Origin of the sequence: Streptomyces sp. NPDC046727 (assembly GCF_040645635.1) — a bacterium.
GTDB lineage: Bacteria > Actinomycetota > Actinomycetes > Streptomycetales > Streptomycetaceae > Streptomyces.
The window spans coordinates 56585-80169 of record NZ_JBEYYR010000002.1 but is presented as its reverse complement, the minus strand read 5'-3'; the positions used below and the strand labels follow the sequence as shown (position 1 = coordinate 80169).

The window sequence follows — 23585 nt, the reverse complement described above, 5'->3', positions numbered from 1 at the left end:
GGCCTACGGCGCCGGGTCCACCACCATCGCCGAGCCGCCGCCGCGCCGTACCTTCTCGGCGGCGGCCAGCCACTTCCCGCCGGGCAGCCGCTGCACGCCGGTGGCCGCGCCGATCTCGGGGTTGAGTTTGAAGCTGTGCCCGATGGCTTCCAGCTGTTTCCTCAGGTCGCTGTCGTACAGGCCGGGTTCGAGTTCGGTCTGGGCCGCGTTGCGCTGGCTGGCGCGCGGTGCGGCGATCGCGTCGACCAGCGGCAGCCGCCGGTCCAGGAAGCCGGTGAGCGTCTGCAGCACGGTGGTGATGATGGTCGCGCCGCCGGGCGAACCGAGCGCCACCACGGGCCTGCCCTGCCGGTCCAGGACGATCGTCGGGGAGATCGAGGAGCGCGGGCGCTTGCCCGGGCCCGGCAGGTTCGGGTCGTGCACCGCCGGGTTGGCCGGGGCGAAGGAGAAGTCGGTCAGCTCGTTGTTGAGCAGGAAGCCGCGGCCCGGGACGGTGATGCCGCTGCCGCCGGTCTGCTCGATGGTGAGCGTGTAGGCGACGACGTTGCCCCACTTGTCGGCCACGGTGAGGTGGGTGGTGTTCTCGCCCTCGTAGGTCGTCGGGGCCGCCGTACCGCCCTTGCCGCAGGCGGCGGGGTGGCGCGGGTCGCCGGGCGCGAGCGGGCTGCTGAGCACCGCGTCGTCCTTGATCAGGCAGGCGCGCGAGTCCGCGAACCGCTGGGACAGCAGCTGTTTGGCCGGTACGTCCTCGAAGGCGGGGTCGCCGACCCAGCGCCCGCGGTCGGCGAAGGCGATCCGGCTGGCCTCGATGTAGTGGTGCAGGTACTGCACCTGGCTCGCCTTCGAGAGGTTCGTCCGCTCCAGGATGTTGAGCGCCTCACCGACGGTGGTGCCGCCGGAGGAGGAGGGCGCGATGGAGTAGACGTCCAGGCCGCGGTACGACGTCCTGGTGGGCGCCTGGAGCTTGGCGCGGTAGACGGCCAGGTCCTTCTCGGCCAGCTTGCCGGGGCGGGCGTTCCAGCCCGACCCGGGGTCCACGGGCGGCTGCTCGACGGTCTTGACGATGTCGTCGCCGATGTCCCCGCGGTAGATCGCGTCGACGCCCTTGCGGCCCAGCTCCTCGTAGGTGCGGGCGAGTTCGGGGTTCTTCAGGGTGGAGCCGACGACGGGCAGCTGTCCGTTCGGCAGGAACAGCTTCACGGTGGCGGGGAAGTAGCGGAACCGGGTCTCGTTGGACGCGGTCTGCGCGCGGAAGGTGTCGTCCACCGTGAAGCCGTCGCGGGCCAGCCGCTCGGCCGGCTTCAACAGCGCACCGAGCCTCCTGCTGCCCCACTCGTCCAGCGCCTTCTGCCAGGTGGCGGGCGTGCCGGGGGTGCCGACGCTCAGCCCGCTGCTGACGGCGTCGGCGAAGGCGAGCGGCTTGCCGTTCTCCGTGAACAGGTCGGAGCCGGCGGACTGCGGCGCGGTCTCGCGGCCGTCGATGGTGTGGACGGTCCGGGACCGGGCGTCGTAGTAGACGAAGTAGCCGCCTCCGCCGATGCCGGCGGAGTAGGGCTCGGTGACACCGAGCGCGGCGGCGGTGGCGACGGCCGCGTCGACCGCGTTGCCGCCGTGCTTGAGCACCTCGATGCCGGCGGCCGAGGCGTCCGCGTCGACGCTGGCGACGGCGCCGCCGTAGCCGACGGCCACGGGGGCCTTGGCGGCCGGTGTGCTCGTCTTCGCGGTGGGCGGCGCCGCCGCTCCCACCGACACCACGGCGGCCGAGACCGCCAGAACCGCCAGTTTCCGCGTACCAGGACGACCCATCCGAACCTCCCGTCGGGGCAGTCCGCGCAGCGTAACCGGATTGCCGGTACTACCGACAGTACGCCTGAGGCCCGTGGTCGTCCCCCGGGCCCGCTACCATGCGCGGCCATGAACGACGACGTGCGCAACATCGTCCTGGGAGTCATAGCAGCGGGCATCTCCGCCTCGCTGGGCTGGCTCGCCCGTACGTATCTCTGGCGGCGCCGACTCCGCCGCAAGCAGGCCTTCTTCGGGCTTCCGGACCACGCCGAGTCGCTGCTGGTGGTCAACCGGAACGCGGGCGGGCCGGAGCTGTCGGTGATGCGGCACGACGTGTTCGCCCTGCTGGAGCTGTCCGCCCTCATCAAGGACTGCAACGCGCACGCGCGGGTGGTGGCGCACGACGCCGCGCAGCAGGGGTTCGGCGAGCGCACGGAGTTCTGCCTCGGCGGTCCCGCCTCGAACCGCCGCATGGCCGCGCACCTCTCCTCCCTGCTGCCGGGCGTGCGGATGAACGCGGAGGCCGCGGCAGGTCCGGACGTCGGGGCCTTCCGGATCGGCGGGGAGGAGTACCGCATGGACGGCGGCCGGAGCGAGTACGTGCTGCTCGCCCGGCTCACCGCGGGCGGCAGGCACGACACCCGCCCGGTGTTCCTCTTCTGCGGCCAGCGCGCGATCACCAACCAGGCCGCGACCCGCTATCTCGCCCGTGAGCACGAGCGGTTGGCCCGCAAGTACGGCGGCGGACCCTTCGTGCTGCTGCTGAAGGTGGTCAACTCCGAGGCGTACGGCCCCGATGTGGTGGAGCTGGTCGCGGACGTGACGCGCGCGGCGCGGACGCCCCTGCCGGAGCCGGCCGCCGCCACCGCCGAGTGACGCTTCAACAATCTTTACCCGTACGTAACTTACCGACGGGTTACTTACGGTAAGAGCGCGCGGTTACCGTCGGGTCACTTTGCACTGACACGAGTGAAGGAGTGACCCATGGGAGAAGGCCGCGCTCTGCGCGCCTCCGCCGGCGTCGTGGCGGCGACGCTGGTCGCCGGTGCCGTCGTCGGTCTCGCGCCGGCCGCCGAGGCCGCCCCGTCCGTCCAGTTCGTGGACATCACCGGCGACGGCGGCACCGTACTGAAGGCCAACGTCCTCACCCCCGAGGGCGCCGACGGCTCACGCGACTACCCGCTCATCGTGCTGCCCACGAGCTGGGGCCTGCCGCAGGCCGAGTACCTGGCGCAGGCGCAGCGGCTCGCCGACTCCGGCTATGTGGTGGTCAGCTACAACGTGCGCGGCTTCTGGCAGTCCGGCGGCCGGATAGAAGTGGCCGGTCCGCCCGACACAGCGGACGCCTCCAAGGTCATCGACTGGGCCCTCGCCCACACCCCCGCCGACCCGGAGCACATCGGCATGGCGGGGGTCTCGTACGGCGCCGGGATCAGCCTGCTCACCGCGGCCCACGACAAGCGCGTCAAGGCCGTGGCCGCGCTGAGCGGCTGGGCCGACCTGATCGACTCGATCTACTCGGGCCGCACCCAGCACCTCCAGGCGGCGGCCGTGCTGGACGGCGCGGCCACCCTCACCGGCCGCGAGAGCCCCGAGCTGCGGGAGATCTTCGACAACCTGTACTCCTCGAACCTGTCGAAGGAGCAGGAGATGATCGACTGGGGGCAGAAACGTTCCGCCGCAACCTATGTCGACCAGCTCAACAAGAACGGCGCCGCCGTCATGCTCGCCAACGCCTGGGGCGACACGGTCTTCCCGGTGAACCAGTACGCCTCCTTCTACGAGAAGCTGACGGTCCCCAAGCGGCTGGAGCTGCGCCCCGGCGACCACGCGACCCCGGAACTGACCGGCCTGTTCGGGCTGCCCAACGACGTGTGGACGGACACCGAGCGCTGGTTCGACCACTACCTGAGGGGCGCCGACAACGGCGTCGACCGCGAGCAGCCGGTCCGGCTGAAGTCCCGTAGCGCGGGGGGATACGAGGGCTACCCGGACTGGAAGTCGGTCACCGCGACCCGGAAGAAGCTCGCGCTCGCCGGCTCGACCACCATCCACGCGAACGTCGACTCCGGCGCGGACGGCGGGATCGTCTTCCTCTCCAGCATCCTGGACCAGGTCGCCCAGCTGCCGCCCATCGCCTCGATGCCGCTGCTGCCGCGCCGCTGGGCGGCCGTATGGCAGTCGGAGCGGTACGGCGGCGCCCAGCGGGTGCGCGGCACGGCGAGCCTGCACACCACGCTCACGCCCACGAAGGAGAGCGGCACGCTCGTCGCCTACCTGTACGACGTGGGCCCCCTCGGCCTCGGCAAGCTGGTCACGCACGCGCCCTACACCTGGCACGGGCGGACGCCCGGCGAACCGTTCGCCGTCGACCTGGACCTGTTCTCCACGGCCTACGACGTGCCCGCCGGGCACCGCCTCGCGCTGGTGGTCGACACGGTCGACCCGCTCTACGCCGAGCACAACCCGTCCGGCGCGCAGCTGACCTTCTCCTCGCCCGTGGACGACCCGTCGTACGTGTCCGTCCCGCTCGGCGAGCAGTGATCTCCGGCTGCCGCCGGACGAGCCTGGCCCGTGTGAACTGCCGCCCCCCTTACGGTCTCGGGGCCGTGGGGGGCACCCCACCCGGCAGCAGCGCCCCCGGCCCGGGTGTGGCGACCGCCACCCCCTTGGTCTTGGGGCTGCGCCGCTCACGCCGGGACACCCAGTCGGCGAACCACGAGAGCAGCATGCACATCCCGATGTAGATCGGCGAGATCACCATCACCACAGGGATGAAGGGCAAATCGTAGTCGAGGTTGGAGGCGATGAGTTTCCCGGCATGGAGGAACTCCTCATACGTGATGAGAAACCCGAGAGAGGTGTCCTTCAGCGCGACCACCAGCTGGCTGATGATGGCCGGCAGCATGGCGCGCACCGCCTGCGGGACGAGGACGTGCGTCATGACCTGGGTCTTGCGCATGCCGAGCGCGAACGCGGCCTCGTGCTGGCCGCGTTCGACGGCCTTCACGCCCGACCGGAAGACCTCGGCGAGCACCGAGCCGTTGTACAGCGTGAGTCCGGCGACCAGGGCGGGCAGCGGCTGCACCTTCAGCGCCACGAAGATGAAGAAGATCATCACGAGGACGGGCATGGCGCGGAAGAACTCCACGACGAGCGTGGCGAGCCAGCGCACCGGCCGGTGGTCCGACAGCCGGCCGGTGGCCAGCGCCCCGCCGAGGGCGAGGGAGAGCACGGCCGCGATCCCGAACGCCTTGAGGGTGTTGCCGAGGCCCCGCAGCAGCAGTTCCTGGATGCCCTTGTACGCGAAGGGCATCCACTTGGTGTACGTGAACTGGCCGGTGTCGAAGAGGAGGTAGAGGATCCAGGCGACGAGCGCCAGGAGCACGACCGTGGCCAGGCCGCCGTAGACGGCGTGCCGCCGGCGGGTGTGCGGGCCCGGGACGTCGTAGAGCGCGGTGGCCTCGGTCATCGGGGCACTCCCCACTTCCGTTCCAGCGCGTGGAACAGGGCGCTGATGGCGAGCGTGATGATCAGATAGCCGAGGGCGATCCAGACGAACGTCCAGATGATGTTGTAGCCGAGTTCGTTGATCGTCTTGTACGTGCCGAGCAGTTCGGTCACGCTGAACGCGCCCGCGATCGCCGAGTTCTTGGCGAGGGCGATCAGGGTGGAGCCGACCGGCGGGATCACGGACCGGAACGCCTGCGGCAGCACCACCAGCGACAGGGTCTGCCCGAAGGTCATCCCGAGGCTGCGGGCCGCCTCGCCCTGTCCCTTGGGCACGGTGTTGATGCCGGAGCGCAGCGCCTCGCAGATGAAGGCCGAGGTGTAACAGCCGAGGGCGAGGACCGCGAACACCTGGAAGGGCAGCACGAGCCCGAACCGGGGCAGGCCGAGCAGCACCGCGAAGAACAGCAGGGTGAGCGGGGTGTTGCGCAGCACGGTGACCCAGGCGGTGCCGAAGGCCCTGAGGGACGCGACGGGCGCGACCCGGAAGGACGCCATCACGAAGCCCAGGGCGAGAGCCAGCAGGGAGGCGTAGACGGTCAGTTGGAGGGTGCCGAGGAATCCGTCGACGTAGGTCGGGAAGTTGTCTGTCAGTACGTTCATGCCGTCCTCGCTCAGCTCGCCGGGTAGCGGTCGATCGCGGGCGGGTCGGGGGCGGGCACGCCGGACAGGCCGAGCGTGGCCTCGTACGCCTTCTTCCAGTCGCCGTTCTTCTCGCGTGCCTCCAGTGCGTCGTCGAGGGCGAGGCGCAGGGCGTTGTCGCTGCGCGGGACGCCGATGCCGTACGGCTCCTCGGAGAACGGCTTGCCGACGACCTTGAGTTCGCCGGGGGCCTTGGCCGCGTAGCCGATCAGGATGGCGTCGTCGGTGGTGACCGCGTCGACCTGGTAGGTGAGGAGGTTGTCGACGCAGATCGAGTAGGTGTCGTAGGCGACCAGGACCGCCTGCGGGTAGTCGGCCTTGATGCGCTGGTACGGCGTCGAACCGGCCGCCGAGCAGACGCGTTTGCCGGCGAGGTCCCGCGGGCCGTGGATGCCGTTCTCGTCCTTGCGTACGAGGAGCGACTGGCCGGCCCTGTAGTAGGGGCCGGCGAAGCCGACGAGCTTCTTGCGGCCCGCGTTGATGGTGTAGGTGCCGACGTAGTAGTCGATCTGGCCGTTCTGCAGGGCGGTTTCGCGGTTGGCGGAGGCGATCGTGCGGAAGCGGATCGTCTTCGGCGGGAAGCCGAGGGAGGCGGACATCATCTTGGCGATCTCGATGTCGAAGCCGGAGTAGGTGCCGGTGGCCGGGTCCTTCTCGCCGAGGTAGGGCTGGTCCTCCTTGGCGCCGACGACGAAGTAGCCGCGCTTCCTCGCCCGGGTCCAGGTCCGGGAACCGGGGAGGCGGAAGTCCCGGTCCACCTGGTAGTGCGGGAGTCTCTCGGGCGCCGGGCCCTTGCCCGGCGGGCTGCCCTCCTTGCCGCAGGCGGCGGCCGGCAGGACGAGCAGGCCGGTGAGGACGGCGCCCAGGGCGCGGGGCACACGGGTGGTACGGCACATGGGTCGCGGTCCCCCGGTCAGTGCTTGAGGATCTTGGAGAGGAAGTCCTTGGCGCGGTCGCTGCGCGGGTTCGTGAAGAACTCGTCCGGGCTGCGGTCCTCGACGATGCGGCCGTCGGCCATGAAGACGACGCGGTTGGCGGAGGCGCGGGCGAAGCCCATCTCATGGGTGACCACGACCATGGTCATGCCGTCCCGGGCGAGCTGCCGCATGACCTCCAGCACCTCGTTGATCATCTCGGGGTCGAGGGCGGAGGTGGGCTCGTCGAAGAGCATCGCCTTGGGTTCCATGGCGAGCGCGCGGGCGATGGCGACGCGCTGCTGCTGGCCGCCGGAGAGCTGGGCCGGGTACTTGTCGGCCTGGTTCAGCAGGCCGACGCGGTCGAGGAGTTCACGGGAGCGGCGGTCGGCGTCGTCCCTCCTGCGTCTTCGGACCTTGACCTGGGCGAGGGAGACGTTCTGCAGGACCGTCCGGTGGGCGAAGAGGTTGAAGGACTGGAAGACCATGCCGACCTCGGCGCGGAGCCGGGCGAGGGCCTTGCCCTCCGCGGGCAGCGGCTGCCCGTCGAGCGTGATGGTGCCGGACTCGATGGTCTCCAGCCGGTTGATGGTCCGGCAGAGCGTCGACTTGCCCGAGCCCGACGGGCCGATGACCACGACCACCTCCCCCTTGCCGACGGTGAGGTCGATGTCCCTCAGGACATGCAGCGCCCCGTAGTACTTGTTGACGTTCCGGAGTTCGATCAGGGGATCGACGGCCATCCGCAGCCCTACTCACTCTCAGCTGTGTCGTGGTTGCCGCAAACTATCCAGACGCCGACGGAGCCGACGGACGACACGCACTTTTCGGGCATTAGCCGTATTTACGCCGGGTGGGGTGAGGCACAGGGCGCGACGGGTCAGGTCTCGGCGATCTCGGCGTACCGCTGGGACAGCTCGGGGACCCCGTTCGCGGCCCACTCCTGCCCGGCCGGCACCACTTCGACCGCACGGCCGGAGGCGAGCCGTACGACCGGTTCGCCGTCGGGCCGGATCTGCCAGGCGGCGCCGGGGACCGTGCGCACCACGACCGTGCCCAGGTACAGCCCGGCGTCATGGCCCAGCCAGGGCAGGATCTCGGGGTCGTCCCGCCAGCGCGGGACCATCTGGTCCAGGGCCTCCAGGGAGGCCGGGGTGTCGTCGAGGCGGACGCCCGCCCGGTCCGCCTGCGAGCGGAGCAGCTCGCACTCGGACAGCAGCTCGGCGACCGCCTCGGGGTCGGCGCTGAGCGCCGCTTCAGCCTTCTTCGCGTGCCGGGGGCCCAGGAACGGAAGGTGCATGGACCCAGCGTGGCATCACACGTCCAGGTCGACCACCACCGGAGCGTGGTCGGAGGCACCCTTGCCCTTGCGCTCCTCGCGGTCGACGTAGGCGTCCTTGACGGCCCCCGTGAAGGGCTCGTTGCCGTACACCAGATCGATGCGCATGCCGCGGTTCTTCGGGAAGCACAGCTGGCGGTAGTCCCAGTACGTGTACGGGTGGTCGTACTTCAGCGGGCGGGGCACGACGTCGGCGAGGCCCGCCTCGCGCAGGGAGGTGAGGGCGGAGCGCTCGGCGGGGGTGACGTGGGTGGAGCCCTCGAAGGCGGCCGGGTCGAAGACGTCGTCGTCCGTCGGCGCCACGTTGTAGTCGCCCAGGACGGCGAACGGGCGGCTGCCCTGCGCGTCGCCGTACACGGCGGCCTTCAGGGCCTCGAACCACTGGAGCTTGTACGCGAAGTGCGGGTGGTCGACCTCGCGGCCGTTCGGCACGTACACCGACCAGACGCGGACCGGGCCGCAGGTCGCCGAGATGGCGCGCGGCTCGGTCACGCCGTCGTAGCCCGGGTCGCCGGGCAGGCCCTTGACCACGTCCTCGATGCCGACCCGGGAGAGCACCGCCACGCCGTTCCACCGGCCGGTCGCGTGGACCGCGGCCTCGTACCCCAGCTCGCGGAGCTGGTCGAACGGGAACTGGTCCTCGGCGATCTTGGCCTCCTGGAGGCAGAGCACGTCGGTCTTGCTGCTCTCCAGCCAGGCCAGCAGCCGCGGAAGGCGGGCGGTGATCGAGTTCACGTTCCAGGTAGCGATGCGCATGCCTCACAACCTACCCGGAGCCACTGACAACGGGCTCAGACCTCGGTCCACGCCCCCGGCGTGAGCCGCTGGTGCTCCGTGCCGCCCAGGCGGCCGAGGTGGCCCTCGTAGATCGGCAGGGCGAGGTCGGTGAGCAGGGCGTCATGGACGTCGTACGCACGCTGCGGGCCCACCTCGCGGACGTAGTCGATCACCTCGGAGATCTTGTTCCAGGGGGCCATCACCGGCACCAGCAGCGTCTCCACCGCCTGGTCGGGCACGGTGAGGGCGTCGCCGGGGTGGAAGACCCTCCCGCCGTCGATCAGGTAGCCGACGTTGGTGATGCGCGGGAGGTCCGGGTGGATCACCGCGTGCAGCTCGCCGTGGACCTGCACCTCGAAACCGGCGGCGGTGAAGGTGTCGCCGTGGCCGACGGTGTGCACGCGGCCCGGGAAGGCCGCCGTGATCCGTTCGGCCACGGACTTCAGCGTCCAGATCTCGGCGGCCGGGTTGTTCTCCATGGCGGCGCGCAGCCGGAACTCGTCGAAGTGGTCCGGGTGCTCGTGCGTGACCAGGATCGCGTCGGCCCCGAGCGCGGCGTCCTCCTCGGAGAAGGCACCCGGATCGATGACGAGCGTCCGCCCCTCCTTGTCGAGCCGGACACAGGCATGGGACTTCTTGGTGAGCTTCATGTCTCACCATCCTGCCGCGTCCGGCCGCCCGTCGTGGCGCTACTCCGCGGGCGTGGTCTCCTCCCGGATGACCTGCTTGGCCACCCGGAACGCGCTGTTCGCGGCCGGCACCCCGCAGTAGACGGCGGCCTGGAGCAGCACCTCCTTGATCTCGTCCGGGGTCAGTCCGTTGCGCAGGGCCGCCCGGACGTGGAAGGCCAGCTCGTCCAGGTGTCCGCCCGCGACCAGCGCGGTGAGCGTGATGCAGCTGCGGGTACGGCGGTCCAGGCCCGGCCGGTCCCAGATCTCGCCCCAGGCGTAGCGGGTGATGAACTCCTGGAAGTCCCCGGAGAACTCGTCGGCCTGCGCCAGCGCCCGGTCCACGTGCGCGTCGCCGAGCACCTCGCGGCGGACCTTCAGCCCGGTCTCGTACCGGTCGGTCGGCCCGGCGGGCCGCTCCGGTACGGCCGCCGGGGCGATCTCGGCGACCGGCACGGCCTGCGGCGGCGCGGCCGGGGCCGGCATCGGCGGAGCGGCCGGCAGGGCGGTCTGGCCGGTGTCGTAGGGCTGCTGCCAGGCGGTGGCGAAGTGGTGGACGAGCAGGTCGGTGACGGCGGCGGGCTGCTCGACCGGCACCAGGTGGGAGGCGCCGGGGACGACCGCGAGCCGCGCGTCCCGGATGCCGGCGACCAGGGTGCGGGCCTCGGCGGGGCCGGTGACCTGGTCGTCGGAGCCGACCAGCACCATGGTCGGCACGCCGACCCGGCCCAGCTCGGGCCGTACGTCGAAGGAGGCGAGCGCCTCGCAGGCGGCGATGTAGCAGCCCGGGTCGGTGGTGCGGACCATCTGTACGGCCCACTCGGTGATCGCGGGCTGCGCGGCGGCGAACCCACCGGTGAACCAGCGGTCGGGCGCCGTCCGGGCGATCGGGTCGAGCCCGTTCGTGCGGACCACCACGCCGCGCTGCCGGAACTCGTCGGCGGTGCCGAACCGGGGCGAGGCCGCGACCAGCGCCAGCGAGGCGAGCCGCTCGGGGTGGCGCAGGGCCAGCTCGATGCCGATCGCGCCGCCCAGCGCGCAGCCCGCGTAGCCGAACCGCTGCACGCCGAGCGCGTCCAGCGTGGCCAGCAGCCGGCCGGTCAGCTCGGCGACAGAACCGGCCGGGTGCGCGGGGGCGCCGCCGTGGCCGGGCAGATCGAACCGGAAGACCCGCCACTGCTTGGCCAGCTCCGGCACCTGCCGGTCCCACATGTGCCATGTGGTACCCAGTGAGGGACCCAGGATCAGGACCGGAGCGTCTTCTGGCCCGTCAAAGCGGTATTGCAGGGTGTTCGGGGGTGTCTCACTCACGCCCCAGACCCTCTCATGTCTCACGAAATCTCACACGGCCGGGGGAACCCGGCGGCTCTTGACCCTCGCGGCGCGACACCGCCGGCACTGCCGGAACCCTCGGGATCCCGGTACGAGTGCTCCGGCGTATACGCGTGGCCGTTGGGACAGTGCGTCCTCCTGGCTCGCGCGCCCTCCCAGTCCCTGCGCCGCAGAGCTTCCCACTTCGGCACGGCTTCCAGGTGGTCCGGTTTGCAGCAAAGCGTGTAGTGCCGTCCCCAAGGATCGGCATGACGCACCTGAAAGCCTTCCGGGATCTCCCCGACCGGCGACCTGAACACCACACGGTGGACGAGCTGTGTCTTTCCCTCGTAGGAGACTTGGCCGTAGCCTGACCGCCCCTCCCCGTTGCAGCTGCCGGTCCACAGCCAGTAGCCGGTCTCGGTGTCCACCTCGATCTTGGCTGCCATACGGCTGGGCAGGTCGCTCAGTCAGTAGGCCGCCTGATTCACGCTTGCCCCTCCGTCGCAGCACCGTGCAGGCCGTCCCACGTTGTGGCGGCTCCGCGGAGGTCCTCCACGTCCGGCTTCACGTACCACTTCTTGGTGGTCTTGCACGTTCGTGTGTCCGGCCCACGTTGACATAGCGCCAGGCGAGAATTCCAGCCTTCCGAGGGTTCTTCTCGTCTGCCGTGGGCGAATGCCGAGTCACCGTGCAAGAGCCGGGAGAAGACGACGCCTACCCGGCCAGGACGCGACGCTGTCCGGTCTCGACCGGAGCCGCACCGTTGGCAAGCACCGACGTACAGAATGGAGCGGCGCGGACAGCGGACCCCTTGCCACGGAGCAGTAACCGGGCTCGCCGTCCTAAAGCGACAGCTACTGAGCCTTTTCCAACCTCATCCCTGTACTGCTCATCGGCCTGCTGACGACTGAACCGATCTGTAGCGGGGTCGTGCCCAGCAGAGCCGCAGTCTGTCCCGGCGGCCCAGACGCTTCGCCGAGCATGGTCAGCGGCGCTGACAGCTGGGTTAGCAGGGGCTTAGCCCTCCGGCAGCTCCCATGAGGCGAACCAGTGGGGGAACGGTCCGGCGGAGGGCGGGAAGGCGAACGGCGGGGTGCGGTCGGTGAGCAGGCGCAGCACGAACTCGCCGGTGCCGCAGTCGAAGCGCTGCCACTCACCGTCCGGGTACTGCACCAGAACTGGCCAGTCGTCGGGATCGGCCGGTCCGGTCAGCCAGTGGAAGGTCAGCTCCTGCTCGGAGGTCCCCCATATGAGCACGCCGCCGGGCGCGGGGTGGACCGGGTATGGCCGGTACAGGTCGGCGTACCGCGCCATGTCCTGGCCCCAGGAGACCAGATCCGTGCCCAGCGCACCCGGCACCAGCAGGTCCAGGTACTCGTCGAAGCTGCCCGCGCCGAAGGCGTCGACGATGTCCTTGTAGTCACCGGGCAGCGCGGTGCCCAGCGCTGCCTCCGTCGCGGCCCAGTCGACGCCGCACCGATCGGGCTCCGTCCGCCCGGTGGCCTCCCGCAGCAACGCCACCCACCCGACCCCGGGCGGGCGGGTGAACGCGCGCCGGGCGAGGATCACGACGCGGCGCGGGCCATCGGCGGTGGCCGTCACGCCGTATGCGAACCAGTGCTCGGCCAGCACCCACCCGCGCAGCTCCAGCAGCCCGCCCTCCCCGCCGACGGGGAGCCCACCCTCCCCGCCCACCGGCGGACCGTCGGGCACCCCTGCCGCCCTACCCCCGACGACCCAGGCACGTACCGGCAGACCCGCCCCGTCAACCACGTCCGCAGCGACGCGCTCCAGCTCGGCCAGATCCTCCGCGTCACTGGGCACACAGACATGCCCTGCCCCATGAACGGGCAGCGGGCAGTGCAATTCGGGCGCGCGCCAGGCGTCGTTCAGACGGGCGCGCAGAGCTGAGGCGTCCACGCGGCCAAGTGAACAGCACGGCACTGACATTGAGCCTTTTCAACCTGCATAAGCAGTACGCCGTTGGCTGACAACAGGATGAAGCCCCTGGTAGGTGGGTCTTCAGCCAAGATCACTAGTCTGTCAGGAACTGCCACCGTCGACGGATCGGCTCCCGAGGAATCCGCCGCTCCCCCTGACAGCGCCCGCCCGCGATCCATCCGGCCCTCCCGTGAGACAGTCGCTCCGTGGTGAGCGACGTAGATACGCGGTGGCTGCTGGTGTCCGTGACGACGGCCGGGGCGGCACCGTCGTTGCGGATGCAGGTGTGGCGGAAGCTCAAGGGGCTGGGGGCGCTGTACCTGCAGCAGTCCGTGTGTCTGTTGCCCGACCGGCCTGCCGTGGCCGCTGCTGTGAACGGACTGCGCGAGCGTGTGCACACGGATGGGGGGGCGGATGCGCATCGTGCACGTCGAGATCGCCGACGAGGGCGAGCGCAGGGAACTCGCCGAGGAGATGACTGCCGCCATCGACGAGGAGTATGCGGAGGTGCTTGAGCGCCTTCCGTCCTTCTTCGCCGAACTGGAGATGGAGTCCGGTCGCGGCCGAGCCGTCTTCGCCGAGGTCGAGGAGTCCGAGGCCGACCTGGAGTGGTTCCGTTCCTGGGCGGCGAGAATCGAGGCCCGCGATTACTTCGGCGCGCCGCTGGGCGAGCGGGTCCGTGCCGAACTGGACAGAGCGGCCACGGCATTGGCTGCGTTCGAGGCCGCCGCTCTTGCCGGAGAGGATGTGGGCGGCTCGGCCTGAGTGCGCATCCGCGGCTCTACTCTTGCGGCTCCGCCGCTGGCAGGCCCGCAAGTCGGCGTACGACGCCAAGTCCGTCGGGAGTGCCGGACCAGTGTCGGTCCACGGCCTGTGTCCCGGCCTGCCGGACGACGATCCGCAGTACGAGCGCGACGGCGATGGCGTCGTCCGCATAGCCGAGGACCGGAATGAAGTCAGGGACCAGGTCGATGGGCAGCGCCAGATAGCCGGCCAGGATCCAGAGCAGCCAGCGGGTGCGGCGCGGAAGGGCGCGGTCGCGGGCGAGGCGGGAAACGAGGCGCAGCAGGTCGGGGAGGAGGCGGACCGCCTCTGTCAGCAGGTTGCCCTTGGGCCGGGCGATCGCGAGGGCGCCGAGCAGCACCAGCGAGCACAGCAGCAGGCTCGCGACGATCCCGATCAGGACCTGCCATACCTCGCTCATCGGCCCCACTCCCGTGTGGCGGACCCGACCGTGGAAGCATCGCCTCCCTCAACCGCAATGTTACGGGTGCGACATCCGCCTTGCTGCGGGACCGCCCCCCGTCGGTCCCGCAGCTCTTTGCTCCTGCCTGGGAGCAGACAAGGTTCTGTGGGATGGCCCGAAAAGCTGCGTCCGCATGTCCCGCGTCAGGCCGCCGGTCGGCGTGCCACGGGCTGAGGTGTGCGTTCGGGGTGGAACGGGCTGTCGATGCCTATGGGCGGCGGTGACGCAACCGCGGTGAGCGGAGTGCTTTCTTGGCTGGTGCGGGAGCGCCCGGTGATCATGGCTGACAGGGCGATGGCGGCCACGGCGGAGATCGCTCCGCCGAGGATGAGGCTGAAGCGCGCGCCGAGGGTGTCGGAGACCAGGCCGACCAGAGGTGCGCCGACCGGGGTGCCGCCGAGCAGCACGAGAAGGTAGACGGAGACGATGCGTCCGCGCATGCCCGGATCCGCGTTCAGCTGCGTCATGGCATTGGCGGTGGTCATCACCGTCACCGAGGCGAGCCCGGTGGGCAGGAGTAGGAGCAGGAAGGTGGCGTAGCCGGGCATGAGTCCCGCCAGGGCCTCCAGGACTCCGAAGACGACGGTGGCGGTGACCAGGCGTCGGGCGGTGGGGGGCTTTCGCTTGCCGGCTCCTCTGAGCGCGCCGATGAGGCTGCCGATGGCGTAGGCGGCGGACAGGTAACCGTAGGCGGCGGAGCCGGAGTGGAAGACGGTTATGGCGATCAGGGAGATGGTGACCTGGAAGTTGAAGCCGAAGGTGCCGGCGAAAGCGATGACGGTGATGGGCAGGAGCAGTTCGGGGGTGGCGCGGATGACGCGGAAGGCGTCTGACAGGCGGGTGTTTCCGCCGCTTTTCTCCTTGGGTGCGTGGAGTTCGTCGGCTCGGATGGTGATCAGGCCGTACAGGACGGCGAGGTACGAGGCCGCGTTGGCCAGGAAGACGGGTCCGGTTCCGGCGGCGGCGACCACCAATCCTGCCACGGCCGGGCCGATGGCGCGGGCGACGTTGAACTGCGCGGAGTTCAGGCTGACGGCGTTGGCCAGGCGTTCCTTGCCGATGAGTTCGGAGACGAAGGCGTTGCGGGCCGGGCTGTCCAGCGCGGTGGCCGTGCCCAGCAGGAAGGCCAGCAGGTACACGGCCCACAGGTTCACCGCGCCGGTCACCGTCAGGACGCCGAGAAACAGCGACTGCACTCCCATGGCGGACTGGGTGAGGATCAGCAGGCGGCGTTTGGCGAAGCGGTCGGCGAAGACGCCCCCGGAGAGACCGAAGAGCGTCTGCGGCAGGAACTGCAGGGCGGTGAGTATGCCGACGGCGCTGCCGCTGTTGCCGGTGAGCTGGAGGACGAGCAGGTCCTGGGCGGCGCGTTGCATCCAGGTGCCGATGTTGGAGACGAGCTGGCCGATCAGGTAGCGGCGGAAGTTGCGGGCCCCGAGCGTGGCGAGTGCTTCGCTCGGGGCCCGTCGCTTTCCGCCCCTGCGGACCCTGCGGTGCCGGCCGCCCATGTCGAGGGCGGCAAGCTGAGCGCGGAGGGTCTGCGTCCTGTCGCTGCTGCGGACACGGCGGTGCTTGGTCATGACCTTCTACGGGTGGGGGCAGGCGGGGACGGGGGCGTGGTCGAGGTGGTGGAACTGCGGGGCGGGGTGCATCAGGAACTGGTGGTGGGAGATGTTCCAGGCGTACGCCCCGGCCAGGGCGAAGACGATCTTGTCGCCGACGCGCAGCCGTCCGACCTGAACGGCGCGGGCCAGGACGTCCTTGGGCGTGCACAACTGGCCGACCAGAGTGACGGGTTCGTCCTGGGCCTGGGGGCGTTCCCAGGGCCGGTCCCAGCTGTCGACGGGGACGATGGTGAAGGGTTGGTTGTGCTGTTTGGTGGCGGGTGTCCGCAGGTGGTGGGTGCCGCCGCGCAGGACGGCGAAGGCGTGGCCGTGGCTGCGTTTGATGTCGAGGACCTCGGTGACGTACCGCCCGCAGTACACGGTGACTGAGCGGCCTGGTTCGATGCGCAGGGTCAGGTCCGGGTACCCCTCCAGCAGGCGGTGCAGGCCGGTGCCGAAGGCCGACCAGTCGAAGCGCAGGTCGGGGCGGGCGTAGTCGACTCCCATGCCGCCGCCGAGGTTGACCTCGGTCAGCTCCACGCCGTTCTCCTTCGCCCATGCGCTCGCCCAGGCCAGGACCTGGCCGGCGAGGTTGAGGTGTGCGGTGGCATCGAGGCCGCTGGCGAGGTGGACGTGGATCCCGCGCAGCCGGATGCGCGGGTCGTCGGCTATGAGGGCGAGGCAGCGGTCGAGGTGGCCGGGATCCAGGCCGAAGGGACTGGGCCGGCCGCCCATGGCGAGGGCCACGGGGCCGAGGGCGATCGGGAGGTTGACCCGGAGCAGGACGTCGATGGTGCGCTTGCCGAGCAGGCCGGTGAGCAGGTGGATTTCTTGTTCGCTCTCGATGTGCAGGCGGTCCACTCCGCCTTGGAGGGCCTGTGCGAGTTCGGCGGGTGTCTTGCCGGGGCCGCCGAAGGCGATCGGCGCGGCTGGGCAGGTGACCTGGATGTGGTGGAGTTCGCCGCCGGAGGCGACCTCGAAGCCGTCGATGTGGTCGCGTAGGACGTCCAGGAGCCGGGGGTCGGAGTTGGCCTTGGCGGCGTAGAAGAGCTGGACGCGTTCGGGCAGGGCGGCGCGGATGGCGGTCGCGTGTTCGCGTAGGTCGCTGAGGTCGTAGACGTAGCCGGGGAGGTCTTCTGCGTCCAGCCCGTCGACGTATTGGAGAAGTTCCGTCCTCACCGGGTCACCTCGCGGGGGAAGTCCTCGCCCAGCGGGCTGGGCAGCGGGACGTAGCCGGCGTGCCGGTCGGCCTGCCGGGACCAGCGCAGCAGCAGGTTGGCCTTGGCGGGCAGCGGGACGCCCGAGAGCAGGGCGCGCAGCCGGGGCGGCTCGCCGGCGCTGCGCGAGTAGGCGTCGAGGTGGTCGCGGACCAGGCCCCACAGGGCGGGTTCCAGGGCAGGGTCGGTGTCGGCGAGGGCGGCGAGGACTTCGGCGGCGTGGTTGACCAGGAGGCAGTAGGCCACCCGGTTCCAGCCGCGTTCGGCGTCGTACGTCATCGGCGTGCGCACGTCCTCGGGCAGGGCGGCGAGGAACGAACGGTGGTGCTCGGGGAGGAGCTTGGTGCCTTCCAAGTCGCGGAAGAGCATCTGGGCGGGAGTGCCGTCGGCGCCGACTCCGACGACCACGTTCTGGAGGTGGGGTTCAAGGACGATGCCGTGCTCGAAGTAGGCGGTCAGGACGGGTGGCAGCAGCAGGCCGAGGTAGGCGTCCCACCAGGCGAGGGCATCGCCGTCGCCGCGGGCCAGCAGGCGGGAGACCTGGGCGGAGCTGGTGGGGTGCTCGTCGGCGATGGCGGCGGCGAGCAGCGGGGTCACGCCCGGGCGCAGGTGTTCGCGCAGGCCGGTGCGGACGATGACGCCGAAGCCCTCCAGGAGGGAGAGGTCGTCGTCGAGGGCGAGGGTGCGGTAACCGGGCTCGGCGAGCAGCGCGCTCCCGGGATGCGCCCGACCGATCTTGGCGAAAACGGGGCTGAGCAGCTGGTTGAGGGCGACGGCGCCGGACAGCTCATAGGCGGAGTTCTTGCGGACGCAGTTGGTCAGGCGGACGTTGAGGCTGAACTTCAGGAACGTATCGGCGTCCGGCTGGTAGAGGGTCCGCACGGAGGCAGTGGGCGCGAAGTCCGGTCCTGTGACGCCCGTGTCGATGACCGAGCCTGCGGCCATGGCCCTGCGGAGGGCCGGGCGGTCGCCGAGCAGCCGGTACTGCCACGGATGGACCGGCAGGGTCACGTAATCCCTTCGCCCATAGGAATGGAGGGCGTCGAGCCTGCTCACGTCACCTTCCTCGCGTACCAGGCTCCGGTGGACGGCGAGGTAGCGCAGAGGGAAGCGCGTGCCGGTCTCCGGGCCGTAGTCCAGCCAGTCCTCCGGATCACCGGTGCGGGACTTGGGCGAGGGGTGGAAGCGGTGGCCGTAGACCAGGGACTGCTCGGACTCCAGGTACGGGTCCTGTGACAAGGCCCTTGTGGTGCGCTGCTCCAGCACGGTGTGGATAGTGTTCCGGCTGTCGGTGACCTGGTCCAGGAACTCGTCGTTGGCCACGCCGGTCCGCAGCTCCAGCTCCTCCTGGATGTATCCGGCGAGCTCTCGCCAGCCGATCGGAGACCACCCCTCGCCGTCGTACCGCTTGATCGGTCCGTCGAAGCGGTGGGCACCGATCAGGGAGACGCGGCGCAGGGGGACGCGCAGCAGGACGTCACAGCGGGGCAGCGACAGCAGCAGGTGGCCGTTGTCGACGGTGACCTGTCGCTCGGGAGCGGACACTTCCCGGATCAGACAGTTGAGCAGGGTACGGGCGGTGACGGCGTCGGCGGCCTGGGCGGGACGGTCGGTGGTGGCGAGGACGGCGCCAGTGGTACTGGGGACGGTCATGCGGAAGGACTCCAGTCGGTGCAAGGAGAGGTGTGCGGGAGGCCGGCCGGGCCCGGCAGTGGGAAGCGGGCTGTCAGCGGTGGCGGGCCAAGGGGTTGGGGACGGGAGCCCACTGGGCGACGCCGGACTGATCGGCCAGACGCATCGCGATGGTCGCCTTCAGCGGCAGCATGTCGCCGAAGAAGACCTCCCTGTCCCCGCCCGCTTCGGGAAGGTCGGCGTAGACCCGCCGGCCGACGGCGGCCACCGCCGCCCACAGCTGCTCCGGGTCGGCTCCGTGGGTGCGCGACAACACGGCGACCAGTTCGCTGAAGACGCCGCTGAGCAGGCCGCCGAACAGCTTGGTGCGCAGCGCCGTGTCGTCGTTCCCGGCTCGGGTGCCGGCCAGGGGCGGCAGTGAGAAGCCGTGGAGGGCGAGTCGGTCGGGGTGGATGCGGACGCCGTCGAGGTCGCGGTAGAGCACCCGCACCGGGCGTCCGTCGCGTAGCGCGACGAGCGTGTTCTGACCGTGGGCCTCCAGTGCCACACCCATGGACAGCAGCGTCAGCGCGGGCGGCAGGACGAGTCCGGCGAACTCCGCCAGCCAGGTGACCGGGTCGCCGCTCACCATGCGGGCCCCGGTGGCGTGGACGGCGGTGAGCGGTACGGCGATCTCCCCGGGGCCGAGGTGCCGTTCGCTGGACTCGCGGATCATCGCCGCCAGGCTCGCCGAGGGCTTGCCGTCCACGCGGATGGCGCCGCCCGTGAGTTCCCGCAGGATCCGCAGGCTCTCGCCATGGCCGGCCTTGTCCACGACTGCGGTGACCAGCTCCGACAGCGGGGCTCCGTCGGCCACCTCGGCCGGGGAGATGGTGCGCCGGTAGTTGGTGACCTGCACGTCCAGCGCCGTCTTGATGTGACAGCCCGGCAGCGCGTGGAGAGGAGACATGGTGCGCATCGACAGCAGCGGACGGGCGGCGATCGTACGGTCCACGACCGCCAGCTCAGGCTGCTGGGCGAGGACGTGGTCGCGCTGCCACGGATGGACTGGCATGAGGACGGTGTCGCCGTCGCGCAGTTCGTCGGGCCAGTCGCCCGTGGCCTGCCAGCGATCGGCCGGTACGGCGACGAGCCCCAGTTCGATGACGGGGTGATGCTCGGGCGCGTAAGCGAGGACCTCGGTGACGGACAGTCCGGTGCGGGTACGGCAGCAGGGATGCTGCGGGTGGCCGTCGACCACGGCCTGTTCGGCGTCGGCGGAGTCCCGTACCTCGTGCAGTTCCTGGTTCGCCGCGCGGGCCAGCGCGAGGTTGGCGACGCTGTTGTCGAGCTCTGCGGCCAGACGTGATGCGGTCTCGGTGCGGACGCCGAGGGCGGCGAGGAGCCGGGTCGGCTCGTCGATCGGGCCGTCGGGTCCCTGCACGGTGAAGTCAGCGGGGATCGGAGCGAATCGTTCGGCCGCGGCGGCAGGGCCCGACAGCTGTCCGCCGCCGGTGAGCCGGATGACGAGGGTGCCGGCGTCGTGATGGCGATCGGCGACACCCGGAAGGGGTTCGCGGGCGAGGGCGCCCCATAGTCGCCCGAGCACTGTGGCACGCGCACCAGAGAGCGCGGCCATGAAGGGCTCGACCAGCTCGGGGCGCGCTCGGCGCAGTTCGTTGATGGTGCTGCTGTACGGCATGTTTCACCGGCCCGTGGCATAGGAAAAGCAAGCGGAGAGGCTGCGGAGGCGAAGAGAAAGCGCGAATGCGAGCGCCGTCCGCGATCAGCTGCCGACAACGTTACGGGATCGTTAGTTAACTGATCGCCAGAGAAAAGGAAGGCCGACATCAGAATCGATCCAGCATTCCGCCGGCTTCACCGTTCCGAAAAATAGAACTGTCGCCGGACAATTGGCCGCATGTCCCATGCGTCCGGCTCGGCAAGTGGAGCGACTGCGTCGGACTGCTGGTCGCAGGGGAAGCGGTTGCTGGATATCCAAGGCCCGCGCTGCGCTTTCTTAACAGACTGCTTGCACGGCGTTGCCTTTTCGCTGACGTTGTACTGCCGAGGAGCTCGTAGGGTCAGTGACGGGCAGAAGGCAGTAAAGGAAGACGCTTGTTCACTTTCGCCGAAGGTAATCCGCGTGACACTCAGCCGTTTTCCCGTCGCAGCGCACTGCCGGTTTGTGAGTCTGTCGACATGCGTCTCTTACTGATCGAGGATGACGACCGGGTCGCCGGCCCGCTGATGGAGGGCTTGCGCCGTTTCGGGTTCTCCGTCGAGCACGCCCGTACGGGTGCCGACGGACTGGCCGCGGCGGAAGCGGAGATGGTCCTGCTGGATCTCGGACTGCCCGACATGGATGGCATCGATGTGTGCCGGACGCTCCGACTGCGGTCCCAGGTGCCCATCATCATGATCAGTGCGAGGAACGACGAGGTCGACCGCGTCCTCGGCCTGGAGCTGGGGGCCGACGACTACCTGTCCAAACCGTTCGGAGTCCGGGAACTGGTCGCACGGATCCGGGCCGTCTTCCGACGGGCCGGACCCGCCGCAGCCGAGCGGCTGACGCCTGTCCCCGGCTCCGAAGGGGGGCATACCGTTGTGGCGGCTCGCACTCAGCAGATCGGCCCGTTGGCCATCGACCGGCGGGGCCGCCAAGTCCACCTGCACCAGACCTGCGTTCCCCTGGCACCCAAGGAGTTCGACCTGCTCGCCTACCTCGCCGACGACCCCGGCGCCGTCCGCACCCGCCGGCAGATCCTGGACGCCGTGTGGGAACCGAACTATTTCGGCCCCACCAAGACCCTGGACGTCCACGTCGCCGCGCTGCGACGCAAACTCGGTGATCCCGCCTGGATCGACAACATCCGCGGCGTAGGATTCCGGCTCACCCCACCCGCCGGCACCACATCCGCCAGGCCGGTGGAAGAGGACGTCGAGGAAGGTGACCGGTGACCCGCCGCCTCCTGCTCAGCTACCTCAGCCTCACCCTGCTGGTGCTGCTGTGCCTGGAAGTGCCGTTCGGCTACGTCTACGCCCGCGGTGAGATGTCCCGCTTCACCGGCAACGGGCAACAGGCCGCGGTCATGCTCGCCGAGGTGCTGGAGGAGAAGGTCGAGCGACGGACCATCAGTGGCGTCCCCGAGCTGGTCACCGGCTTCGCACAGCGCACCGGCGGCCATGTCACCGTCGTGGACAGTAAAGGAAAGCTGCTCACCGACTCCCGCAACGCCGTCCCCGCCGGGACGGACCTGTCCTCGGAGCCGGACATCGCAGCCGCTCTGCGGAACCGGTCCGGTTCCGGGACCCGGCAGGATCCCGCGCTCGACGAAGAGGTCTTCTTCGCCACCGTGCCAGGTGCCTCCGGCGCAACGGTCCGCTGCGTCGTACGGGCGTCCTTTCCCCTCACCGCGGTGACCTCCAAGGCGCATGACGCCTGGCTGGCACTGACAGCCGTGGGTCTGGGCGTGCTGGCGGCCGTCGCGCTGATAGCTCTCGCGCTGGCCCGCTGGATCACCCGCCCGGTGCGGGCGCTGGAGCACGCCACGACAGAACTGGCCGACGGCACCCTGAACGACCTGCCGGCCACCGACCTCGGGCCCCCCGAGCTACGGCGCCTGGCCTCCAGCTTCGTCCGCACCGCGACCCGGCTCCAGCATCTGCTCAAGGCCCAGCACGCCTTCGCCGCCGAGGCGTCCCACCAGCTGAAGACCCCGCTGACCGCGCTGCGGCTGCGACTGGAGAACTTCGAGCCCTACCTCGACCCGCGCGCCCAGCCCAGCCTGGAGGAAGCGGTGGCCGAGGTGGAGCGGCTCAGCCGCATGGTGCACGGGCTGCTCGCCCTGGCCCGGCTGGAGAACGCGGCCACCACCCCGGAAGCCACCGACCTCGACTCCATCGTCGCTGACCGCGCTGCCGTGTGGACCGCCTTCGCCGGCGAACACCACGTGGACATCGTCGTGGCCGGACCGAAGACCGGCCGGGCGTGGGCCATCCCCGGCGCCCTGGATCAGATCATCGACAACCTGCTCTCCAACGCGCTGCGGGTCTCACCGCCCCACACCACGATCACCTTGGCCACCGCCTGGGCGGACGGGGTCCCCGGAACCGTGGAACTGCACGTGATCGACCAGGGTCCGGGCATGACCGAGGAACAGCGACGACGCGCCTTCGACCGCTTCTGGCGGGCGAACGACGCCGACCACGAAGGCACCGGCCTCGGCCTGCCCATCGTGCAGCAGCTGGCCCGTGCCTCGGGCGGCGAGGTGACCTTGCAGGCCGCACCAGGCGGGGGACTTGATGCCGTGATCCGCCTCAGGACGGCAGACACGCACCGCGCGGGGCACCCTCGACGTCCCCGGTCGGCGATGCGGGCAAGGCAGGGCGCGGTGCCACCCGTCCCCGCCGAGCGCCCGCTTGCCGTATCCGACTGGCAGCAGTGAGGCAGCGCAACCAACGCGGGCGGGGGCTTTCGGGCGCACAGATGCTGCGAGACATTGGCTGATTCCTGGCCCTCCGCTACCCGTTCGCTGACATTGCGCTGCAGTGCCTCCCCCTACAGTCCATGGCGTTCCCGGCCCTCCCCTGCCTCTGATGGCTGTTGCCGGCCGCTGTGCGCAGGACGGGCCAATTCCATTCGGTGCTCGTGAAGGAGGAAGCGGCAGCTGCCGATGGGGGTGCGGTCCGCTCCGGACGCAAAGGCACCCCGTCGGCCAGCCGCTCAGCGGCCTCGGCCGCCGGCCGAGGAAGTCAGGAGAGCCATGGACGTAGCCAGCCACCAACCCGCCATCGGCGGCCCACCGCTGTCCGGCAGCACTGGTCCCAACGATGTGACCGCAGTGCTTCCGTCTCTTGCTGCCACCTCCGTCTCCAGCGGAGACACGACCCTCTTCCATTCCACCGCCGATTCCTGGGCCGTTGGCGCAGCAGCCAGCTCCCGTGCAGCGGAAGGAGCAGGACCACAGCCCAGCGCCTTCCCCGTGGTTTCGGGGAATCACGCCCGTCGGCACCG

22 protein-coding genes are annotated in these 23585 nt (G+C 70.3%); 6 read left to right on the top strand and 16 right to left on the bottom strand.

Going from position 1 to position 23585, the window contains the following annotated elements:
• Nucleotides 1-3: 3 nt before the first annotated feature.
• On the bottom strand, nucleotides 4-1806 hold the full coding sequence (gene ggt / locus ABZ937_RS02540) for a gamma-glutamyltransferase (protein WP_361684846.1): 1803 nt from the start codon (nucleotides 1804-1806) through the stop codon (nucleotides 4-6).
• A gap of 108 nt (nucleotides 1807-1914) precedes the next feature.
• On the opposite strand from ggt, the gene ABZ937_RS02535 reads away from it, so the two are divergent.
• Both ABZ937_RS02535 and ABZ937_RS02530 read left to right on the top strand, forming a co-directional pair.
• The gene (locus ABZ937_RS02535) at nucleotides 1915-2661 is read left to right on the top strand and encodes a hypothetical protein (RefSeq protein ID WP_361684844.1); all 747 of its coding nucleotides are present in this window, start codon (nucleotides 1915-1917) and stop codon (nucleotides 2659-2661) included.
• Nucleotides 2662-2769: 108 nt separating this feature from the next.
• Nucleotides 2770-4329: an alpha/beta fold hydrolase gene (locus ABZ937_RS02530; RefSeq protein ID WP_361684842.1), complete on the top strand. Its 1560-nt coding sequence runs from the start codon at nucleotides 2770-2772 to the stop codon at nucleotides 4327-4329.
• Between the two features lie 49 nt (nucleotides 4330-4378).
• Here ABZ937_RS02530 and ABZ937_RS02525 read toward each other — a convergent pair whose 3' ends face one another.
• The 10 genes from ABZ937_RS02525 to ABZ937_RS02480 form a co-directional block, all read right to left on the bottom strand.
• Entirely contained in the window at nucleotides 4379-5257 is an 879-nt protein-coding gene (locus tag ABZ937_RS02525) for an amino acid ABC transporter permease (RefSeq protein WP_361684840.1), read from the bottom strand.
• Entirely contained in the window at nucleotides 5254-5898 is a 645-nt protein-coding gene (locus ABZ937_RS02520; RefSeq protein ID WP_361684838.1) for an amino acid ABC transporter permease, read from the bottom strand. The genes ABZ937_RS02525 and ABZ937_RS02520 overlap by 4 nt, the downstream gene beginning before the upstream one ends.
• 11 nt (nucleotides 5899-5909) lie before the next feature.
• Complete coding sequence (locus ABZ937_RS02515; protein ID WP_361684836.1) at nucleotides 5910-6833, bottom strand: glutamate ABC transporter substrate-binding protein; 924 nt, start codon at nucleotides 6831-6833, stop codon at nucleotides 5910-5912.
• Nucleotides 6834-6850: 17 nt separating this feature from the next.
• Nucleotides 6851-7594: an amino acid ABC transporter ATP-binding protein gene (locus ABZ937_RS02510; RefSeq protein WP_361684834.1), complete on the bottom strand. Its 744-nt coding sequence runs from the start codon at nucleotides 7592-7594 to the stop codon at nucleotides 6851-6853.
• Nucleotides 7595-7731: 137 nt separating this feature from the next.
• Nucleotides 7732-8151 carry a DUF6278 family protein gene (locus tag ABZ937_RS02505; RefSeq protein WP_361684832.1) on the bottom strand — a complete coding sequence of 140 codons (420 nt, stop codon included), beginning with the start codon at nucleotides 8149-8151 and terminating at the stop codon, nucleotides 7732-7734.
• Between the two features lie 15 nt (nucleotides 8152-8166).
• Nucleotides 8167-8946, bottom strand: coding sequence for an exodeoxyribonuclease III (locus ABZ937_RS02500; protein WP_361684830.1), 780 nt, complete (start codon nucleotides 8944-8946; stop codon nucleotides 8167-8169).
• Nucleotides 8947-8981: 35 nt separating this feature from the next.
• Nucleotides 8982-9617, bottom strand: coding sequence for an MBL fold metallo-hydrolase (locus ABZ937_RS02495; RefSeq protein ID WP_361684828.1), 636 nt, complete (start codon nucleotides 9615-9617; stop codon nucleotides 8982-8984).
• Between the two features lie 39 nt (nucleotides 9618-9656).
• Nucleotides 9657-10946 carry a 4-carboxymuconolactone decarboxylase gene (pcaC, locus tag ABZ937_RS02490; RefSeq protein ID WP_361684826.1) on the bottom strand — a complete coding sequence of 430 codons (1290 nt, stop codon included), beginning with the start codon at nucleotides 10944-10946 and terminating at the stop codon, nucleotides 9657-9659.
• Nucleotides 10947-10966: 20 nt separating this feature from the next.
• On the bottom strand, nucleotides 10967-11395 hold the full coding sequence (locus tag ABZ937_RS02485; protein WP_361684824.1) for an HNH endonuclease: 429 nt from the start codon (nucleotides 11393-11395) through the stop codon (nucleotides 10967-10969).
• A 571-nt stretch (nucleotides 11396-11966) separates the two neighbouring features.
• Entirely contained in the window at nucleotides 11967-12773 is an 807-nt protein-coding gene (locus tag ABZ937_RS02480; protein WP_361684822.1) for a hypothetical protein, read from the bottom strand.
• A 395-nt stretch (nucleotides 12774-13168) separates the two neighbouring features.
• On the opposite strand from ABZ937_RS02480, the gene ABZ937_RS02475 reads away from it, so the two are divergent.
• Together ABZ937_RS02475 and ABZ937_RS02470 are read left to right on the top strand one after the other, a co-directional pair.
• Entirely contained in the window at nucleotides 13169-13405 is a 237-nt protein-coding gene (locus tag ABZ937_RS02475) for a Chromate resistance protein ChrB (protein WP_361685401.1), read from the top strand.
• Entirely contained in the window at nucleotides 13305-13655 is a 351-nt protein-coding gene (locus ABZ937_RS02470) for a Chromate resistance protein ChrB (protein WP_361684820.1), read from the top strand. Before ABZ937_RS02475 ends, ABZ937_RS02470 begins: the two co-directional genes overlap by 101 nt.
• Nucleotides 13656-13671: 16 nt before the next feature.
• Here ABZ937_RS02470 and ABZ937_RS02465 read toward each other — a convergent pair whose 3' ends face one another.
• The 5 genes from ABZ937_RS02465 to ABZ937_RS02445 all read right to left on the bottom strand — a co-directional run bounded on the left by ABZ937_RS02465 (nucleotide 13672) and on the right by ABZ937_RS02445 (nucleotide 20270).
• Nucleotides 13672-14094 (bottom strand): DUF1232 domain-containing protein, encoded by a 423-nt coding sequence (locus ABZ937_RS02465; RefSeq protein ID WP_361684818.1) that lies wholly within the window; start codon nucleotides 14092-14094, stop codon nucleotides 13672-13674.
• Nucleotides 14095-14279: 185 nt separating this feature from the next.
• Nucleotides 14280-15716, bottom strand: coding sequence for an MFS transporter (locus ABZ937_RS02460; protein WP_361684816.1), 1437 nt, complete (start codon nucleotides 15714-15716; stop codon nucleotides 14280-14282).
• Between the two features lie 6 nt (nucleotides 15717-15722).
• Nucleotides 15723-16919: a type III PLP-dependent enzyme gene (locus tag ABZ937_RS02455; RefSeq protein WP_361684814.1), complete on the bottom strand. Its 1197-nt coding sequence runs from the start codon at nucleotides 16917-16919 to the stop codon at nucleotides 15723-15725.
• Entirely contained in the window at nucleotides 16916-18610 is a 1695-nt protein-coding gene (locus tag ABZ937_RS02450) for an IucA/IucC family protein (protein ID WP_361684812.1), read from the bottom strand. Before ABZ937_RS02450 ends, ABZ937_RS02455 begins: the two co-directional genes overlap by 4 nt.
• Nucleotides 18611-18683: 73 nt before the next feature.
• The gene (locus ABZ937_RS02445; protein WP_361684810.1) at nucleotides 18684-20270 is read right to left on the bottom strand and encodes an IucA/IucC family protein; all 1587 of its coding nucleotides are present in this window, start codon (nucleotides 20268-20270) and stop codon (nucleotides 18684-18686) included.
• 500 nt (nucleotides 20271-20770) lie between these two features.
• Here ABZ937_RS02445 and ABZ937_RS02440 point away from each other — a divergent pair, with 500 nt between their 5' ends.
• Nucleotides 20771-21529: a response regulator transcription factor gene (locus ABZ937_RS02440; protein ID WP_361685399.1), complete on the top strand. Its 759-nt coding sequence runs from the start codon at nucleotides 20771-20773 to the stop codon at nucleotides 21527-21529.
• Complete coding sequence (locus ABZ937_RS02435) at nucleotides 21526-23016, top strand: HAMP domain-containing sensor histidine kinase (RefSeq protein WP_361684808.1); 1491 nt, start codon at nucleotides 21526-21528, stop codon at nucleotides 23014-23016. Before ABZ937_RS02440 ends, ABZ937_RS02435 begins: the two co-directional genes overlap by 4 nt.
• Nucleotides 23017-23585: the final 569 nt, after the last annotated feature.

Bases quoted from the DNA above. Each gene is read 5' to 3' on its own strand.
- ABZ937_RS02525 (WP_361684840.1), bottom strand. From the start codon at position 5,257: ATGACCGAGGCCACCGCGCTCTACGACGTCCCGGGCCCGCACACCCGC.
- ABZ937_RS02520 (WP_361684838.1), bottom strand. From the start codon at position 5,898: ATGAACGTACTGACAGACAACTTCCCGACCTACGTCGACGGATTCCTC.
- ABZ937_RS02465 (WP_361684818.1), bottom strand. From the start codon at position 14,094: ATGAGCGAGGTATGGCAGGTCCTGATCGGGATCGTCGCGAGCCTGCTG.
- ABZ937_RS02510 (WP_361684834.1), bottom strand. From the start codon at position 7,594: ATGGCCGTCGATCCCCTGATCGAACTCCGGAACGTCAACAAGTACTAC.
- ABZ937_RS02470 (WP_361684820.1), top strand. From the start codon at position 13,305: ATGCGCATCGTGCACGTCGAGATCGCCGACGAGGGCGAGCGCAGGGAA.
- ggt (WP_361684846.1), bottom strand. From the start codon at position 1,806: ATGGGTCGTCCTGGTACGCGGAAACTGGCGGTTCTGGCGGTCTCGGCC.
- ABZ937_RS02475 (WP_361685401.1), top strand. From the start codon at position 13,169: ATGCAGGTGTGGCGGAAGCTCAAGGGGCTGGGGGCGCTGTACCTGCAG.
- ABZ937_RS02445 (WP_361684810.1), bottom strand. From the start codon at position 20,270: ATGCCGTACAGCAGCACCATCAACGAACTGCGCCGAGCGCGCCCCGAG.
- ABZ937_RS02495 (WP_361684828.1), bottom strand. From the start codon at position 9,617: ATGAAGCTCACCAAGAAGTCCCATGCCTGTGTCCGGCTCGACAAGGAG.
- ABZ937_RS02535 (WP_361684844.1), top strand. From the start codon at position 1,915: ATGAACGACGACGTGCGCAACATCGTCCTGGGAGTCATAGCAGCGGGC.
- ABZ937_RS02440 (WP_361685399.1), top strand. From the start codon at position 20,771: ATGCGTCTCTTACTGATCGAGGATGACGACCGGGTCGCCGGCCCGCTG.
- ABZ937_RS02485 (WP_361684824.1), bottom strand. From the start codon at position 11,395: ATGGCAGCCAAGATCGAGGTGGACACCGAGACCGGCTACTGGCTGTGG.
- ABZ937_RS02460 (WP_361684816.1), bottom strand. From the start codon at position 15,716: ATGACCAAGCACCGCCGTGTCCGCAGCAGCGACAGGACGCAGACCCTC.
- ABZ937_RS02505 (WP_361684832.1), bottom strand. From the start codon at position 8,151: ATGCACCTTCCGTTCCTGGGCCCCCGGCACGCGAAGAAGGCTGAAGCG.
- ABZ937_RS02500 (WP_361684830.1), bottom strand. From the start codon at position 8,946: ATGCGCATCGCTACCTGGAACGTGAACTCGATCACCGCCCGCCTTCCG.
- ABZ937_RS02515 (WP_361684836.1), bottom strand. From the start codon at position 6,833: ATGTGCCGTACCACCCGTGTGCCCCGCGCCCTGGGCGCCGTCCTCACC.
- ABZ937_RS02530 (WP_361684842.1), top strand. From the start codon at position 2,770: ATGGGAGAAGGCCGCGCTCTGCGCGCCTCCGCCGGCGTCGTGGCGGCG.
- ABZ937_RS02450 (WP_361684812.1), bottom strand. From the start codon at position 18,610: ATGACCGTCCCCAGTACCACTGGCGCCGTCCTCGCCACCACCGACCGT.